This window comes from Staphylococcus sp. 510, from assembly GCF_057219715.1.
In genome coordinates, this window is sequence record NZ_JBXVVK010000005.1 from 24,349 (window position 1) to 41,717 (window position 17,369).

Genomic DNA, 17,369 nt, shown 5'->3' on the forward strand with positions numbered 1-17,369 from the left:
AAATGGTCAAAAATAAAGTTCTTTTATTTTAATTGCTAATTGACGTTAAGTGAATTACTTTTGTACACTAGAAATAACTATTTTTGATTGTACTTATTTTATAACGTTTAGTACAGAAATAAGCTTTATCTATTTTCCCCTTGTAGTGTAATGGATAACACATAAGATTCCGGTTCTTAGAATAGGGGTTCGATTCCCTTCGAGGGGACTAATTATATTGTTAAAGACAATCACTGATTGTGCAGTGAATCAAATTAACAGAAAAAAGCCATGGCTTCATATAAAGAATACATGATTACACAACGTATTCTATATATGAGACATGGCTTTTAGTTTTATCACTTCAGTATGATATATTTTTCCGGATTACATTCCACTAGGATAGTGAGTCTTTTATAGTTCAATCTTCTCACCGTTTCGGATTTTATCTGCTAATTCGTTTAATTTTCTTAAACGATGATTCATACCTGATTTAGAAATAGGCCCTGTGGAAATCATTTCCCCTAATTCTTTTAAAGAAATTTCTTGATGTTCAACTCTTAATTTCGCGACTTCACGCAAACGATCTGGCAAATTGTCTAAACCAATTTCTTGGTCAATTAATTGAATACTTTCAACTTGTTTCATAGCTGCACTCACAGTTTTATTTAAATTTGCTGTTTCACAATTTACTAATCGATTAACTGAATTTCTCATATCACGTACAATTCGGACGTCTTCAAATTTGAGCAGTGCTTGATATCCACCAATTAAACTTAAAAAGTCAGATATTTTTTCCGCTTCTTTCAAATACACAATACTACCTTTTTTTCTTTCAAGATGTTTGGCATTTAATTCGTAACTATTCATCAATTTAGTTAATCCTTCAGAATGATTCTCAAATTGAGAAAAAATTTCTAAATGATATGAAGATGTTTCAGGGTTATTTACAGAACCCCCTGCTAAAAATGCGCCACGCAAGTAACTACGTTTCATTTCATCATCTTGAATCATCTCTGGATCAATTTCATGTGTAAATACACCTTCTTTTAAAATACCTAATTCGTCAAGAATCTCTCTAGCTTTCATCTTTGTACGACAAATGTATATATTATTTTTCTTCAATTTCATTTTTTTACGTACTAATATTTCTACTTCAACATTAAAGATACGCTTAATCAACGAATAGATTCTTCTAGCAGTTGTGGCATTTTCAGTTTGAACGTTTATCACAAACTGTTGATTGGACAGACTAAGTGCCCCATTCATACGAATTAATGCACTGAGCTCTGCTTTCGCATTAGCTTCATCTACATCTATACGAGTTAATTCATTTTTCATATCTGATGCAAAGCTCATAGAACACTCATTCCTTCCTATCATTGTCTACATGATTTATTCGCAATGACTCTTTTCTAAATTAATCTCATTTAAATTATTTTTCATACTGAATTAACTGACTCTACTTCATTCTAATATATTCTCATCATGACTACTGCTGACGTTTGCTGTTAGGGTCAAACTGAATTGTACTAATTAATTCAAGTGCGACTTCATATATCAAAGTAGATAATACTTTGGTATTGTGTCTAACTAAATGTTCGTCTGATATTTCAATTAGATTAGATGCCGTAATCACTTTAATACCGTCCTGTTTTAATTCATCAACGTTAACAGCAACGGGTTCTGAATGCTTTTCTCTGTATTTTTGTAAAACATTGTCATTAAATTGATCCGTACAACAAATGACGTAATCGACAAATGATTGTCCTGCTTGTCGATGTAATGCATTAATATGTTCTTTCACATTATAACCATCTGTTTCACCTGGCTGTGTCATTACGTTAGACACATATAGTTTAGGTGCAGAAGAATTTAATAATGCCTGCGAAATACCTTTCACACATAAGTTAGAGATGACACTCGTATACAACGAACCTGGACCTAAAACAATTAAGTCTGCTTCTTCTAACGCTTCCACTGCTTCTTCCATAGGTTCAACATCATCCGGTTCTAAAAAGACTTTGTCTATCTTTTTCTGCATTTTAGGAATTTTAGATTCACCGTAAACAATGTCTCCATCCTCCATAATGGCATTTAATTGCACACTTGAATTGGTTGATGGAATCACTTTACCTTTAATATTTAATACTTTACTTAATTCTTTAATTGCATGTCCAAAATCATTCGTAATATTGGTCATACCAGCAATTAATAAATTTCCTAACGAATGTCCACTGATTTGATTTTCTTCAAATCGATATTGAAATAATTGTGTTAACACTGATTCCGAGTCACTAAGCGCTGCAATAACGTTTCTAATATCACCAGGAGCTGGGATATCCATTTCATTTCGAATTTTACCTGTACTACCACCATCATCTGCGACCGTTACAATAGCGGTAATATCAATTGGAAATTCTCTTAAACCTCTTGCTAATACTGATAAACCAGTTCCCCCGCCGATTAATACTACTTTCATTCTTCTCATTAGTGCTCGCCACTTTCAATATGTGCATCTCTGTGATGAACATAAACGTTATAATCAAAAACCTCATTTAGATATTCACCTAAACGTTTACTTAAAGCTACTGAACGATGTTGGCCACCAGTACATCCAATAGCTATGACTAATTGAGATTTATCTTCTTTCTTGTAACCTGGAATCATGAATTTTAATAAATCAGTTAGTTTATCAAAGAATATTTCAGTTTCTCTCCATTTCATTACATAGGTATACACTTCTTCGTTTAATCCAGTTAATGGACGTAACTCTTCTACATAATAAGGATTAGGTAAAAATCGAACATCAAATACTAAGTCAGCATCCATTTGAATACCATGTTTAAATCCAAAGCTCGTCACATTAATCGTAAATGTTTCAAAATCGTCATTCTCATAATAATTAACTATGCGTTCTTTTAATGCTTTAGGTTTAAGTTGGCTCGTATCAATCACATAATTGGCGATACTTCTAATTTGTGAAAGCTGTCCACGTTCTTCATTAATGGCTTCAATTAATGAACGTTGTCCCTTTTCATTTAATGGATGTGCACGTCGTGATTCTTTATATCTTGAAATTAACTTTTCTGTTGTTGCTTCTAAAAACATGACATCTACGATAACATCATTTCTACTTTTGATTAAATCTATTTCTTTCACAAGTGATTTAAATAATTCTTTACCTCTTAAATCTATAGCAATTGCCACTTTTTGTAATGAAGGATTACCTTGCTCCATTAATTCAACAAATTTAGGCAATAATACAGGTGGTAAATTATCTACACAAAAATAGCCTATATCTTCTAAACTTTGAATGACTAGAGATTTACCAGCACCTGACAAACCAGTTACTACTAATAGTTCACTCTTTCCCATTTCTTTTTCAGAATTCATCATTTCATTGGTCACCGCCAGTTATTTTGAAATTTATACATTAATAGCTTCATCATACCACACTCAAATTCACAAAGGAACGTTCCTAAGACTTAGAAAAAGCTAGAACAACAAATGGATTATTGGCATTATAATCCTCCCATTGCTCTAGCTTAAATTACTGTTGTGATAAATGGTATTTAATTTATGCTTCTAATTTATCTTTAATAGCTTCTATATAATCTGCTGCACTTTGAGCTGCGATACTACCGTCGCCTGTTGCAGTAACAATTTGACGTAACCCTTTATCTCTTACGTCACCAGCAGCATAAATACCTGGTACGTTAGTACTCATATCTGCTTCAGTTACAATATAACCATTTTCATTTGTAATACCTAAATCAGTAAATGGTGCTGTTAGTGGTTTCATACCGATATAAATGAATACACCATCTGCATCATAAGTGACTTCAGAACCATCTTTAGTTGATTCCAAAGTAACAGATCCTACTTTACCGTCTTTGTCATTGATTGTTTTTAAAGTATGACTCCAAATAAAATCAATTTTATCATTTTTAAATGCACGGTCTTGTAAAATACTTTGTGCACGTAATTGGTCTCTTCTATGAACAATAGTAACTTTATCAGCAAATTTTGTTAAGAATGTACCTTCTTCAACAGCTGAGTCACCGCCACCAATAACAAATAAACGTTTGTTTTTAAAGAATGCACCGTCACATACAGCACAATAACTTACACCACGTCCACCTAATTCTTGTTCTCCTGGTACGCCGATTTTTTTATATTCAGCTCCAGTTGAAATAATCACTGCGTGTGCTGTAATTTCTTTGTTTCCTAAGTTAACGACTTTATAGTCGCCTTTATCTTCGATTGATTTAATATCACCATATTGATACGTAGCACCAAATTTTTTCGCATGTTCAAACATCTTAGTAGATAAGTCTGGTCCAGTAATCATTTCGAATCCTGGGAAATTCTCTACCTCTTCTGTATTTGCCATTTGGCCACCTGGCATACCACGTTCAATCATAACTGTGTTTAAATTGGCACGTGAAGCATAAACTGCAGCCGTCATACCAGCAGGGCCTGCACCTATAATTGCTACATCAAAATCTACTTCAGTCATTTACTTGCCCTCCTACTAAATAATCATTAAACGCATTATATATCAAAATAAGTATTTCATAAATTTATATGCTCAACATATAAGTTATCGTTTTATCTAGTTTGTAATGACTAATATCAAACCATTCTTTAATTTGCTTCTTAGTCAACTTCTGATTTGTTTGTTGGTAATACAAATATAAATACGCACCTATATATCTTTCTACTTCAGTTAAATCTGCTTGATCAGCAATAATTGATTCAGCTTGATCTATCCATTGAACAAATAATGATGTATCATTTCGAAATTGGTCGAATTGATACAGTTTTTGCATACCACGATGAATGAAGTCCAATTTATTCAAGGTTAAACCTTGAACTAAATATGTTAAATATAATTTTTCATAATCATTTAATGTTTCTAAAACAGCCCATATATCTTCTGTTATCAATATTTCTTTACCATTCAATTGATTTAATAGGAAGATTCCATACAATCTATAGTGACTATCATCATCCATTAATAATGGTAAAATTCGTTGATCAAATACATGTTTGCTTTCCTCTATAACCCAAGGTGGAAATCCTACATCCACTTTAGAAATTTGCAACAGTTTATTCCAAAATTGGATACTCTCATCTTTATTTCCTAGGTAATAGTAATTGTAACTTAAAGCATTGAACATTTGTATCGAAGCAAATTTACCTTTTTTATACAGTGGAAGCAGTAACTTCTGTGAGGCATGATATTGTTTCAAATAACTTAATACAATGCCTAGTTTAAAGCTTTCATCATCATTCATTGGTACAACTTTACTTAATATATTCAAGTAACGTTTATACTTGTCTTTTTCATTTGTATTATAAAGTAATAACGTATAATGACAAAGTGCATGCACATCTGTATTATCTTCATTTAATAGTTCCTCAAACATGTCTTTAGCTATATCATATTTACTTAAATATAAATAACACATCGCTAATAAATTTTTAATAACACGATGATTTTGTATAGTTTCGTTTTGATTTAATATATATGATTTTGCTTGTTCTAAACGACCTTGTGAAAATAAAAATTGGAACAATAATTGAACAGCAAAAAGTTGTGCCTCTACTTCAATTTGATGCTCATTAGAATACGAAACATCAAACGTTTCTTCTAATTCATCACGAAAGTCTTGATCGTTTGTGATTAATACATAATTAATACCAAACAAGAATGCCTTGTTTGGTTCATTTAATTCAATGTTCAACTGACTCAATTCATAAAAACTATCAGCCACGTGTCTATCATTAATAATATTTTCATAGAATAAATGTTCTGCACGACTACCAAAACCTAGTTTAACTAAACATTGAGCGTAGTTTAATTGAATATCAAAATCTTCAGGTGACAATTCTAGCACTTTACTATAATAATCAGCTGCTTTTTTAAAATCTTGTTGCTTCCACTTTTGAGCTGCCATTTTGCGATAAAACGGTTCATCAAAAGCCATTGAAATAATTTTATTATTTTTATCTGCCAAAGATTGTCACCTCCATATTCATTGTATTTGTATAGGATTTCCAAATGCGACCGAATTACTCGGTACATCTTTAGATACAACTGTTCCTGCACCAATTTTTACATGATCTCCAATAGTGACACCTGGAAGTATAGTGACATTGGCACCAATTAATGTATGACTGCCAATCGTTACCTTTCCAATGTTAAATTCGTCTACTAAAATTTCATGCGTTAATATTGTAGTATTATAACCAATCACACTATTATTGCCAACTGTTATTAGCTCTGGATAAAACAAATCTGGTACTACTTTAAATGCGAATACAGAATAATTTCCAATATCCATACCTAATAATTGACGATACATATGACTTTTCAATTTTAAGTTTGGCATGTACCGACAAATCTCGATAATAATCGTTTGCCTTAATACTTTAGGAAATTTGACTAATCGATAAATATGCCATAACGGATTCATATTAGTGGCTTGATATCCACGGTGAGGCTTTAATTTTCTCATATTTGAATTACACCTTCTGCTTAGGCCAACTTAATGGGCCAGCATTTTTGTATGTGGGTGGTTGATATTTGAAACGTCTATATAACATTAATGCCACACTGATAATAATTAAAATCACAGATACTAACTGAGCCACTCTAATATGACTTGTTAACATTAAGCTATCTGTCCTAAGCCCTTCTACAAAGAAACGGCCGATCGAATACCAAATTAAGTATAAGAAAAATGTTTCGCCTAATTTCATGTGTTTTCTAATTGTAACTAAAATAATAAATCCTAAAACATCCCACACTGATTCATATAAAAATGTTGGGTGATAATAATGACCATCAATATACATATTATCAATAATGAATTGAGGTAAGTGCAACTGTTCTAAGAATGATTTAGATACCATACCACCATGCGCCTCATGATTCATAAAGTTACCCCAACGTCCTATGCCTTGTGCCAAAATAATACTTGGTGCAACAATATCTCCAATTTGAAATGGATTTAAATTTTTTATTTTACAAACTATAATACCAGTGATAAAACCACCTATTAATCCACCATGAATGGCTATACCACCATGCCAAATTTTTGGTATTTCACCTGGATTTTGCATGTAGTAGGGCCATTGGAAGATAACGAAATAAATACGTGCCACTATGAAACCAAATATTGCACAGTAGAAGATAACATCTACAAGTGTATCCTTATGTAACCCTATTCTCTTTAATGCTTCTTGTGCTACAAAATAACCTAATAAAATGCCGCAAGCAATAATAATGCCGTACCATCTTATTTGTAGTGGGCCCAAATGAAATGCAATAGGATCAATATAACTTAACGTTAAATTCATCATCTAACTACTCCTCACCTTTATGACTGTTACGAACAATTTCATCATTCAAGCGTTCACTAAATTCTTCAGCTGTATTGATGCCCATTATATTTAAACGATAGTTCATTGCGGCAACTTCAATGATCACTGCAACATTTCGTCCAGGTCTAACTGGAATAGTCTTTTTAGTTATTTCTGTATCTAAGATACGTAATGTTTCTTCATTGAGACCCACACGGTCATACAATTTTTCTTTATTCCAATTCTCCAAATTAATATTCAAGCGAATTTGCTTCTCAGTTAAGATTGAACCAGCACCGAATAATGTCATTACATTAATAATACCTAGACCTCGAATCTCTAATAAATGTTCAATCAGTTTTGGAGGTTTACCAATTAATTCATCTTTTGTAATTTCTCTAATTTCAACGTTGTCATCTGCAACAAGTCTGTGTCCTCTTTTAACTAGTTCTAAAGCTGTTTCACTTTTACCAATACCTGAATCACCTGTGATGAGTACACCCACACCATAAACATCAACAAGTACACCATGTAATGATGTTGTCTTTGCTAATTCATGTTCTAAAAATGTTGTTAAACGACTCATAAGGCTTGTCGTTGCGTCTTTAGCAACAATGAGTGGCGTGTTAAGTTCTTTTGCAGCTTCAACAAGTTCATTAGGTGGTTCTAAGCCTCGTGTTACAATAATTGCAGGAGTGTCTGGTCGACATAACTTTCTCATTCTTCCTTGTCGCTCGTCATCCGGTAATAAGTTGTAAAAAGATAACTCAGTCGTTCCTAGTAATTGAATTCGATCTGAAGCATAATGTGAGAAATATCCAGCCATCTCTAAACCAGGGCGAGAGATATCTGTATTCTTAATCGGTTTATTTAATCCTTCTTCACCGGCTATTAATTCTAAATTTAATACTTCAACTAATCTTTCAGTTGTTAACATGCGTTCACCTCTATATTGAATTGTTACTACAAATTCACTTTCTTTAATCATATCAAAAATCAAACTACTATCTATATTAAAAAGTTATATTAACTCAATGTTTAGAAAATAGTCATGATTGATTAACGTAAAAACCGTTAAATCTCTGACATTTTTTTGCTTACACGTCAGTAATACCATATTGATATTTCATTTGAATATGTATTGAATGAAAAAATAATTTAAAAAAGATGATTCCAGTATACTCTGAAATCATCTTAATATAAATTATAACATCATTCTTTTATGATTCATCTTCTTTTCTATCTCTTTCTAAAACTGTTTTCAAATATTGACCTGTATATGAACCTTCGACATTGGCAATATCTTCAGGTGTTCCTGTAGCAACAATGGTACCGCCACCATCGCCACCTTCTGGCCCTAAATCTATAATGTGATCAGCTGTTTTGATAACATCTAAATTATGTTCGATAATGACAACTGTGTCACCATTTTCGACAAGTCGGTTTAAAACTTTTAATAATCGACTAATGTCATCAACATGTAAACCTGTTGTTGGTTCATCAAGAATATAAATAGAACGTCCTGTTGATCGTTTGTGTAATTCAGAAGCCAGTTTTACACGTTGTGCTTCACCACCCGATAAGGTAGTAGCTTGTTGTCCTAAAGTAACATAACCTAATCCGACATCTACCAATGTTTGTAGTTTACGTTTAATCTTAGGTATATTTTCAAAGAAATGAGTCGCATCTTCTGCTGTCATTTCTAATACATCAGCGATATTTTTTCCTTTATATGTGACTTCTAATGTTTCTCTGTTATAACGTTTTCCATCACAAACTTCACAAGGAACGTAAACGTCAGGTAAGAAATGCATTTCTATTTTGATGATGCCATCACCTTTACAAGCTTCACAACGACCGCCTTTAACGTTAAAACTGAAACGCCCTTTTTGATAACCTCGAATCTTAGCTTCATTGGTTTGTGCAAACACATCACGTATATCATCAAACACGCCTGTATAAGTAGCTGGATTTGAACGTGGTGTTCTACCAATTGGTGATTGGTCAATATCTATAATTTTATCTAATTGGTCAATACCTTTAATTGAATCATAGTCTCCTGGCTTAACTTTAGATTTATTGATTTTTTGTGCAAGAGATTTATATAATACTTCATTTACTAATGAACTTTTACCAGAACCTGAAACACCTGTCACTACAGTCATAAGTGAGAGTGGAATATCTACATCAACGTTTTTCAAGTTATTACTTTTAGCGCCCTTGATGCTAATTTTTTTATTAGTCGCTTCACGTCTGTGCTCTGGCACATCAATTTTCTTTTTACCACTTAAATATTGCCCTGTCAGGGAATTCTTATTTTTCATTACTTGTTTAGGCGTACCTTGAGCGACAATTTCACCGCCATGGTTACCCGCACCAGGTCCGACGTCTACTAAATAATCAGCTGCGCGCATAGTATCATCGTCATGTTCTACAACAATAAGTGTATTGCCTAAATCTCTCATCTCTTTAAGTGTATTAATCAAGCGATCATTATCACGTTGATGTAAACCTATTGATGGTTCATCAAGTACATAGAGCACACCAGTGAGACGAGAACCAATTTGTGTCGCTAAACGAATACGTTGCGCTTCACCACCAGATAACGTACCAGATGCACGGTTTAATGTCAGGTATTCTAACCCAACATTATATAAGAATGTTAGACGAGAAATGATTTCCTTAAGAATTTGATTGGCAATCGCTTGGTCTTGTTCTGAAAGTTCGATATTTTGATAATAATTCAAAGCTTCTTTAATTGAGTATTCAACAACTTCACCAATATTTAATCCTGCCACATAAACTGAAAGAGCTTCTTTACTTAAACGTTGTCCATGACATGTCTCACATGGTAATTCAGTCATATATCGACTCATCATCTCTCTCGTATACTCTGATGGCGATTCATGATAGCGACGATTGATATTATTAACTACACCTTCAAATACCATTTTACGTTTTCTTTGTCCACCGCCAAATCGCTGATTAAATGTAAATTCAATTTCCTTATCTCCTGAGCCGTGCATTAATATATTCTTTTGTCTGTCAGTTAGTTTTTTATATGGTTTATCCATATTAATTTTATAAACTTCACAAACACGTTTTAATAACGTTGGATAGAAATCTGAACTTGTAGGTTCCCATGGTTCAATTGCACCTTCATTAAGTGTCTTATTTGGATCCGGAATAACTAAGTCCATATCAACTGTTAATCGTTGTCCTAAACCATCACAAGTTGGACACGCACCAAAAGGACTATTGAAACTAAACATACGTGGCTCTAACTCACCTATGGAAAATCCACAAATTGGACATGCGTGATTTTCGGAGAATTTTAATTCTTCTCCATCGATAATATCAACTGTTAAACTTCCTTCGGCAAGTTCAAGTGCTGTTTCGATTGAATCAGCTAGTCTTGTTTCAATGCCTTCTTTAACAACTAATCGATCAACAACGACTTCAATAGTATGATTTTTATTCTTATCTAATTCTGGTACTTCATTCACATCGACAATCTCACCGTCAACTCGCAAACGTACATATCCTTTTTTACTTATATCTTCAATCAATTTTTCATGACTACCTTTACGGTGAGAGATAACTGGTGCTAATAGTTGAATTTTAGTTCGAGTTTCTAATTCTAAGATTCTATCTACCATTTGTTGAACAGTTTGCGATTCTATCTCTATGTGATGATTGGGGCAGTATGGTTTACCTACACGTGCATATAACAACCTAATATAGTCATATATTTCAGTCACTGTAGCTACTGTAGAACGTGGGTTCTTACTTGTTGTTTTTTGATCAATTGAAATCGCTGGTGATAAGCCTTCAATTGTGTCAACATCCGGTTTATCCATTTGACCTAAAAATTGACGTGCATAAGCACTTAATGATTCTACATATCTTCTTTGACCTTCGGCATAAATGGTATCAAAAGCTAAAGAGGATTTACCTGAACCAGAAAGTCCTGTCATCACTATCAACTTGTCTTTAGGTAATTCTATATCAACACCTTTTAAATTATGTGCTCTTGCACCTTTCACTACTATGGATGGTTCTCTCATTTAAATGTCACCCTTCTGATTTTAATTCGAATAACATATCTCTTAATTCTGTTGCTCTCTCAAAGTCTAAATCTTTAGCTGCTTTTTTCATTTCTTTTTCTATATTTTCTATCGTTTTTTGACGTTCTTTTTTCGTCATTTTCTTAGGTACTTCTGTTTGTTTATTTTCATTAGTATCATCACTTTCGACAGTAGCACTGATAACATCATGAATTTTCTTATTGATGGTTTTAGGTGTAATACCGTATTTCTCATTATGAGCCATTTGAATATCACGTCGTCTTTGCGTTTCATCAATGGCGTATCTCATTGAATCTGTAATCTTATCTGCGTACATAATAACTTCACCGCGATCATTACGCGCTGCACGCCCAATGGTTTGAATTAAGGAACGATTGGAACGTAAAAATCCTTCTTTATCTGCATCTAAGATAACAACTAATGAAACTTCGGGAATATCTATCCCCTCTCTTAATAAGTTAATACCAACAATTGCATCATACGTACCCATACGTAAGTCTCTTATGATTTCAATTCTCTCGAGTGTTTTAATTTCGGAATGAAGATAATTGACTTTTATTCCTGCTTCTTTCATATATGTTGTTAAATCTTCACTCATTTTTTTAGTTAATGTGGTAACAAGTACCCTTTCATTTTTATCAATTCTATCTTGAATTTCACTTAACAAGTCGTCAATTTGATTTTCTGTAGGGCGTACATCAATTTTCGGATCTAACAATCCAGTTGGTCGAATAATTTGCTCTACCATTTCGTCTGTATGTTCTATTTCATAAGGTCCTGGTGTTGCAGATACATAGACTAATTGATTCGTTTTTTCTTCAAATTCTTCAAATTTTAATGGTCTATTGTCTAATGCGCTAGGCAATCTGAATCCATGATCAACTAAAACTTGCTTACGTGCTCTATCACCGTTATACATCCCTCTCACTTGAGGTAGTGTTACGTGTGATTCATCAATCATGATTAACCAGTCATCTCCAAAGTAATCAAGCAATGTATACGGCGTAGAACCTAAAGATCTTAACGTTAAATGTACGGAGTAGTTTTCAATACCTGAACAGAATCCCATCTCACGCATCATTTCCAAATCATAATTAGTTCGTTGTTCTAACCTCTGTGCTTCTAAAAGTTTATTTTCATCTCTTAATTCTTTTAAACGTTCTTCTAATTCTTTTTCAATTCGTTCAATCGCAACTTTCATCTTTTCTTCACGCGTAACGAAGTGGGAGGCTGGGAAAATTGCAAAATGTTCACGTTCTCTTATAACTTCGCCAGTTAAATAGTTCACTTCTCTAATACGATCGACTTCATCACCAAAAAATTCTACCCGAATACACATTTCTTCTCTAGAAGCAGGGAATATTTCGACTACATCGCCTCGTACTCTAAAGGTACCACGTTGAAAGTCTATATCATTTCTAGTATATTGCACATCAACTAGTTTTCTTAATAATTCGCTACGTTCCATTTCCATGCCCACACGCACACTGACAACTAAATCTTTATATTCTTCTGGATTACCCAAACCATAAATACAACTCACACTCGCTATGATAATAACATCATCTCTCTCAAACAAAGCGCTTGTTGCTGAGTGTCTTAATTGGTCAATTTCATCATTAATAGACGCATCTTTTTCAATAAATGTATCTGTCGATGGTACATAAGCTTCTGGTTGATAGTAATCATAGTAACTCACGAAATATTCCACCCTATTTTCTGGGAAGAATTCTTTGAATTCACTATATAATTGTCCAGCCAATGTTTTGTTATGTGCAATAATTAATGTTGGTTTACCTACTTGTTGTATAACATTACTCATTGTAAATGTTTTACCTGTTCCAGTTGCACCAAGTAGTGTTTGATGTCGCTTTCCTTCTTTAACACCTTTAACAATTTTCTTTATTGCTTCAGGTTGATCACCTTGAGGATCGAACTCTGAATTTAATTTGAATGGATAATGTTCAACCATTACTACATACGCCTCCTGTATTGTTTACAACTCAACTTTTATTACTCAAGATTATTGAAATCATTTTATTCTAAAGATTATCACCGTTTAATACATTATTTATTAATTACTTTCCCTAGTTAACCTATTGTCATACATCATTTTGATGATATCGTTAACGTAAATATTAGCACTGAATTTATTTTCTATTTTAACAAATCTCGAACATAAAATACAAACATTTGTTCGCTAACATTTTTATATTATAAGATAAATAAAAAACAAACATAGCTTAGCAAACTATGCTTGTTCTTATAGACTTTTTATCAATCAATTTGTATGTTAATCAAGTTTTATTCTTCTCTCTTATGGAATTCTAGTTGATCTATGATTAAATAACCCGCTAATAGCGATACAACATCAATAAATATAATCCATTCACTATGAAAAAAGCCTTTATATATTGAGGTTGCGATTAATATTAATGTAACAGAGGTACCAATCCATTTATTTTTAGTCACTACACTAAAAAGCACAATTAAAATACAAGGAAAAAAGGCAGCACATGCATACCAAATCATTTATTTCACCTGTTTCTTTTATTTAGTATTGTCATCGTAGTTTCTCGTAATTCTGTTCTAGGAATGAAGTTTTCTGTTAGCATTTCAGGAATAACATTATCAATAAAATCATGAACAGAAGCTAAATGATCGAATTGCATAATTGTTTCTAAACTCATTTCATATATTTCAAAAAACAAAGGTTCTGGGTTACGTTTTTGTATTTCACCAAATGTTTCATAAAGTAAATCGATTTTATCTGCTACAGCAAGTATTTGCCCCTCTAACGAATCATCTTTACCTTCTTGTAACCTTTGTCTGTAAATGTCACGATATTGTTCAGGGATTTCTTCCTTAATAAAATTCTCTACCATTTCTTCTTCAACTTGTGAAAAAAGCATTTTCAATTCTCTACTTGCGTACTTAACTGGCGTTTTAATATCACCTGTAAACACCTCTGCAAAGTCGTGGTTTAGTGCTTTTTCGTATAAGCTCTTCCAGTCTATAACATTTCCATTATATTCTTCAACAGTACCAAGATATTGAGCAATTTTAGTTACTTTGAACGAGTGTGCAGCAACATTATGCTCAAAATATTTGAATTTACCAGGCAACCTAATAAGCTTTTCCATATCAGAGAGTCTTTTATAATATTGATGTATGCCCATTCCGTGATGCCTCCTTCTCATTTAATCATAGATGATACTTAGTTTCATTATACCAATCATCATCATGATTAAAAGCAATATCTTAATGTTGATTTCAACTTAATCGATTATATGCAAATGAATTAATATAAAAATAAGCAGCAACGTAATCATGTCAATTACGTTACTGCAATATCAAACTTTAATACGTATTCAAATTTAATGAATATAGTTGTAGCTACCTGGATTTGTAATTGTTCTGTAAGATTTCACATTAAATCCACCGTTCCAGTTCATCTCAGATACTGTAACAGTACCATTACTATTTACACTCTCAACTACGCCTACATGACCATAGCCACCTGAACCATTTGTACCAGGGTTAGATTGGAAAACAGCACCTGCAACTGGAATATTATTCACTGTGAAACCAGCATTTCTAGCATTTACTGCCCAACTACCAGCATCTCCCCATAAACTTCCAATAGGTTTCCCTAACTCTGCACGACGATTGAATGCATAATATGTGCAGTTTCCATAATTATATAAATTACCTGAATGACTTACAGAATATAAGCTAGCATCAGTGTCATTACGATAGGATTGATTCGTTGTAGCAGATACTTGTGGTGTTGATTCACTTGTAACATCTATATATTGTTGACTTGTAGTTGATGTTGGTTCTCCAACATAGTAATTGCTTGTATTATAAGTTGTATTATTAACTTGATATTGTGTTTCATAAGGAGAAACAATAATGATGTCACCTGGGAAAATTAAAGGTGTAACCCCAAGATTAAGGTTATATAATTCTTCTAAAGTAATATTATGATTTAAAGCGATTTGATATAAAGTGTCACCAGGTTTGACGATATATTGACTAGCATTCTCAGTTCCAACTGATGCTATGTTTTCAGATGTATTCACATTAGGTACAGCAGTTTCTTCTTGAGCATCTGCAACATTGCTGAATGCGATACACGCTGCTACTGATGATAATGATAATAATAACGTCTTCTTCATTAAATATGTCATTCCTTTGTTGTATATTCTAATTTGTTGAATTTAATATAACACAACATTATTTCAAAATGCTTAATGTTAAATTGATGTAATATAATATTTATACACTATCATTTCAAGTATCATCATACATATCACCATGAACACATATATATCAACTAATTCAGAGTGATTCATTGTTAGTTTAACTTTGTCATAATTATCACGTGAGTAATATTACAAGAGATGTTTTACATAGATTCTGTCTTTTTTTAAATTTAAAAAATAATACATTCTTCTATTTATTTAAATAGCAGTACTTTTCAACTAATAACAGACAGAGCTTAAGATCATTAAATGTCTCAAGCTCTGCTTCATTTATTCATTCATTTATTTATCCATTTGGTGTCTTAAATATGCTTCAATAAACGGACCAATGTCACCATCCATTACTGCATCCACTTTACCTGTTTCCTCATTTGTTCTATGATCTTTGACCATTGAATAAGGATGGAATACGTAAGACCTAATTTGACTTCCCCATCCTATTTCCTTCTGCTCACCACGTATTTCTGCCATTTCACGCTCTTGTTCTTCTAATTTAAGTTGGTACAATTTAGATTTCAACATTTTCATGGCAGCTTCACGGTTTTTAATTTGTGAACGTTCATTTTGGTTATTAACTACAATACCTGTAGGATGGTGGGTAATTCTAATTGCTGATTCGGTTTTATTGATATGTTGTCCGCCAGCACCAGATGCTCTGAAGGTATCAACTGTGATGTCATCAGAATTGATTTCTATTTCAATCTCATCATTATCAAAATCAGGAATAACATCACAAGAAGCAAATGATGTATGACGACGGCCAGATGAATCAAATGGTGAAATTCGAACTAAACGATGCACACCTTTTTCTGCTTTTAAATAACCATATGCGTTATGCCCTTTGATTAATAGTGTCACACTTTTAACACCCGCTTCATCACCTGGTAAGTAATCAACTGTTTCAACTTTAAAGCCGCTTTGTTCGCAATAACGTTGATACATTCTTAATAGCATACTTACCCAATCCTGTGATTCAGTACCACCTGCACCAGGATGTAATTCTAAAATTGCATTATTAGCATCATATGGTCCATCTAATAATAATTGTAATTCAAAGTGATCAATCTCTGCTTTAAATTCGACAACATTATTTTCTAACTCTTGCTTCATATCTTCGTCAAATTCTTCTTGTAACAATTCAACTGTTGCAGACATGTCTTCCACAGATTCTTCTAGTTCATAATAACCATTTACCATTGATTTTAAAGCATTATTTTTATCAATAATATCTTGGGCTCTATTTTGATCATCCCAAAAATTGGGCTCTGTCATCATTTCTTCATACTCTCGGATGTTAGTCTCTTTATTTTCTAAGTCAAAGAGACCCCCTAATTTGATTTAAATTGTCTTTATACGCATCTATATTTCTTTTAATTTCTGATAATTCCATAATGTCTCTCCTATTTCGTTTGGTAATCTATGATCTTTATTTCAATATGATTTATTTTATCAAATTCTTAAATATCACTACACTAGATTCATCATATTATACGCTTATATTCTATCATATATAACCTGAATTACAGTATAAGAATACGAATTATGTTAAAGACTCATAACTTAATCATCGATATTAACTCATTTTCTCAATCAATGAAATAAACACTAAAAAAGCCCAAGACAACATTGTCTCAGGCTTCAACTACATAATACTTATTAA

Annotated in this window: 14 protein-coding genes and 1 tRNA gene; 1 reads left to right on the forward strand and 14 read right to left on the reverse strand. The window is 32.6% G+C overall.

Going from position 1 to position 17,369, the window contains the following annotated elements:
* Positions 1-136: 136 nt before the first annotated feature.
* Positions 137-208 (forward strand) — tRNA-Arg (locus AC2D8K_RS04850).
* A 185-nt stretch (positions 209-393) separates the two neighbouring features.
* On the opposite strand, the gene whiA is transcribed toward AC2D8K_RS04850, so the two are convergent.
* From whiA to prfB, 14 genes are all read right to left on the reverse strand, one after another.
* Positions 394-1,338, reverse strand: coding sequence for a DNA-binding protein WhiA (gene whiA / locus AC2D8K_RS04855; RefSeq protein WP_002450905.1), 945 nt, complete (start codon positions 1,336-1,338; stop codon positions 394-396).
* Between the two features lie 133 nt (positions 1,339-1,471).
* Positions 1,472-2,470: a gluconeogenesis factor YvcK family protein gene (locus AC2D8K_RS04860; protein WP_484698134.1), complete on the reverse strand. Its 999-nt coding sequence runs from the start codon at positions 2,468-2,470 to the stop codon at positions 1,472-1,474.
* Positions 2,470-3,378 carry an RNase adapter RapZ gene (gene rapZ, locus AC2D8K_RS04865; RefSeq protein WP_484698136.1) on the reverse strand — a complete coding sequence of 303 codons (909 nt, stop codon included), beginning with the start codon at positions 3,376-3,378 and terminating at the stop codon, positions 2,470-2,472. The genes AC2D8K_RS04860 and rapZ overlap by 1 nt, the downstream gene beginning before the upstream one ends.
* Positions 3,379-3,559: 181 nt before the next feature.
* Entirely contained in the window at positions 3,560-4,501 is a 942-nt protein-coding gene (trxB, locus tag AC2D8K_RS04870) for a thioredoxin-disulfide reductase (protein WP_002450908.1), read from the reverse strand.
* Between the two features lie 64 nt (positions 4,502-4,565).
* On the reverse strand, positions 4,566-6,005 hold the full coding sequence (locus AC2D8K_RS04875; protein ID WP_002450909.1) for a tetratricopeptide repeat protein: 1,440 nt from the start codon (positions 6,003-6,005) through the stop codon (positions 4,566-4,568).
* Between the two features lie 18 nt (positions 6,006-6,023).
* Positions 6,024-6,506: an acyltransferase gene (locus tag AC2D8K_RS04880; protein ID WP_002450910.1), complete on the reverse strand. Its 483-nt coding sequence runs from the start codon at positions 6,504-6,506 to the stop codon at positions 6,024-6,026.
* A 7-nt stretch (positions 6,507-6,513) separates the two neighbouring features.
* Entirely contained in the window at positions 6,514-7,350 is an 837-nt protein-coding gene (gene lgt / locus AC2D8K_RS04885; RefSeq protein ID WP_037552023.1) for a prolipoprotein diacylglyceryl transferase, read from the reverse strand.
* A 7-nt stretch (positions 7,351-7,357) separates the two neighbouring features.
* Positions 7,358-8,290, reverse strand: coding sequence for an HPr(Ser) kinase/phosphatase (gene hprK / locus AC2D8K_RS04890; RefSeq protein WP_015365270.1), 933 nt, complete (start codon positions 8,288-8,290; stop codon positions 7,358-7,360).
* A gap of 283 nt (positions 8,291-8,573) precedes the next feature.
* Positions 8,574-11,420: an excinuclease ABC subunit UvrA gene (gene uvrA, locus AC2D8K_RS04895; protein ID WP_207023296.1), complete on the reverse strand. Its 2,847-nt coding sequence runs from the start codon at positions 11,418-11,420 to the stop codon at positions 8,574-8,576.
* Between the two features lie 7 nt (positions 11,421-11,427).
* Complete coding sequence (gene uvrB, locus AC2D8K_RS04900; RefSeq protein ID WP_002450914.1) at positions 11,428-13,413, reverse strand: excinuclease ABC subunit UvrB; 1,986 nt, start codon at positions 13,411-13,413, stop codon at positions 11,428-11,430.
* Between the two features lie 332 nt (positions 13,414-13,745).
* Positions 13,746-13,973 carry a CsbA family protein gene (locus AC2D8K_RS04905; protein ID WP_002450915.1) on the reverse strand — a complete coding sequence of 76 codons (228 nt, stop codon included), beginning with the start codon at positions 13,971-13,973 and terminating at the stop codon, positions 13,746-13,748.
* Between the two features lie 5 nt (positions 13,974-13,978).
* Complete coding sequence (locus tag AC2D8K_RS04910) at positions 13,979-14,620, reverse strand: YfbR-like 5'-deoxynucleotidase (protein ID WP_002450916.1); 642 nt, start codon at positions 14,618-14,620, stop codon at positions 13,979-13,981.
* A gap of 198 nt (positions 14,621-14,818) precedes the next feature.
* Positions 14,819-15,622, reverse strand: a complete 804-nt coding sequence (locus AC2D8K_RS04915) for a COG3942 and LysM peptidoglycan-binding domain-containing protein (protein ID WP_002450917.1) — start codon at positions 15,620-15,622, stop codon at positions 14,819-14,821.
* A 369-nt stretch (positions 15,623-15,991) separates the two neighbouring features.
* Positions 15,992-17,099, reverse strand: a protein-coding gene (prfB, locus tag AC2D8K_RS04920) for a peptide chain release factor 2 (protein ID WP_100066969.1) whose coding sequence is annotated in 2 segments (ribosomal slippage) — positions 15,992-17,026 and positions 17,028-17,099 — 1,107 coding nt in all. Because the reading frame shifts where the segments join, the coding sequence is not laid out codon by codon here.
* Positions 17,100-17,369 lie beyond the last annotated feature (270 nt).

Excerpts from the sequence above, each read along its gene's own strand:
- whiA (WP_002450905.1), bottom strand. The coding sequence starts at position 1,338 with ATGAGCTTTGCATCAGATATGAAAAATGAATTAACTCGTATAGATGTA.
- AC2D8K_RS04860 (WP_484698134.1), bottom strand. The coding sequence starts at position 2,470 with ATGAGAAGAATGAAAGTAGTATTAATCGGCGGGGGAACTGGTTTATCA.
- rapZ (WP_484698136.1), bottom strand. The coding sequence starts at position 3,378 with ATGATGAATTCTGAAAAAGAAATGGGAAAGAGTGAACTATTAGTAGTA.
- trxB (WP_002450908.1), bottom strand. The coding sequence starts at position 4,501 with ATGACTGAAGTAGATTTTGATGTAGCAATTATAGGTGCAGGCCCTGCT.
- AC2D8K_RS04880 (WP_002450910.1), bottom strand. The coding sequence starts at position 6,506 with ATGAGAAAATTAAAGCCTCACCGTGGATATCAAGCCACTAATATGAAT.
- lgt (WP_037552023.1), bottom strand. The coding sequence starts at position 7,350 with ATGAATTTAACGTTAAGTTATATTGATCCTATTGCATTTCATTTGGGC.
- hprK (WP_015365270.1), bottom strand. The coding sequence starts at position 8,290 with ATGTTAACAACTGAAAGATTAGTTGAAGTATTAAATTTAGAATTAATA.
- uvrA (WP_207023296.1), bottom strand. The coding sequence starts at position 11,420 with ATGAGAGAACCATCCATAGTAGTGAAAGGTGCAAGAGCACATAATTTA.
- uvrB (WP_002450914.1), bottom strand. The coding sequence starts at position 13,413 with ATGGTTGAACATTATCCATTCAAATTAAATTCAGAGTTCGATCCTCAA.
- AC2D8K_RS04905 (WP_002450915.1), bottom strand. The coding sequence starts at position 13,973 with ATGATTTGGTATGCATGTGCTGCCTTTTTTCCTTGTATTTTAATTGTG.
- AC2D8K_RS04910 (WP_002450916.1), bottom strand. The coding sequence starts at position 14,620 with ATGGGCATACATCAATATTATAAAAGACTCTCTGATATGGAAAAGCTT.
- AC2D8K_RS04915 (WP_002450917.1), bottom strand. The coding sequence starts at position 15,622 with ATGAAGAAGACGTTATTATTATCATTATCATCAGTAGCAGCGTGTATC.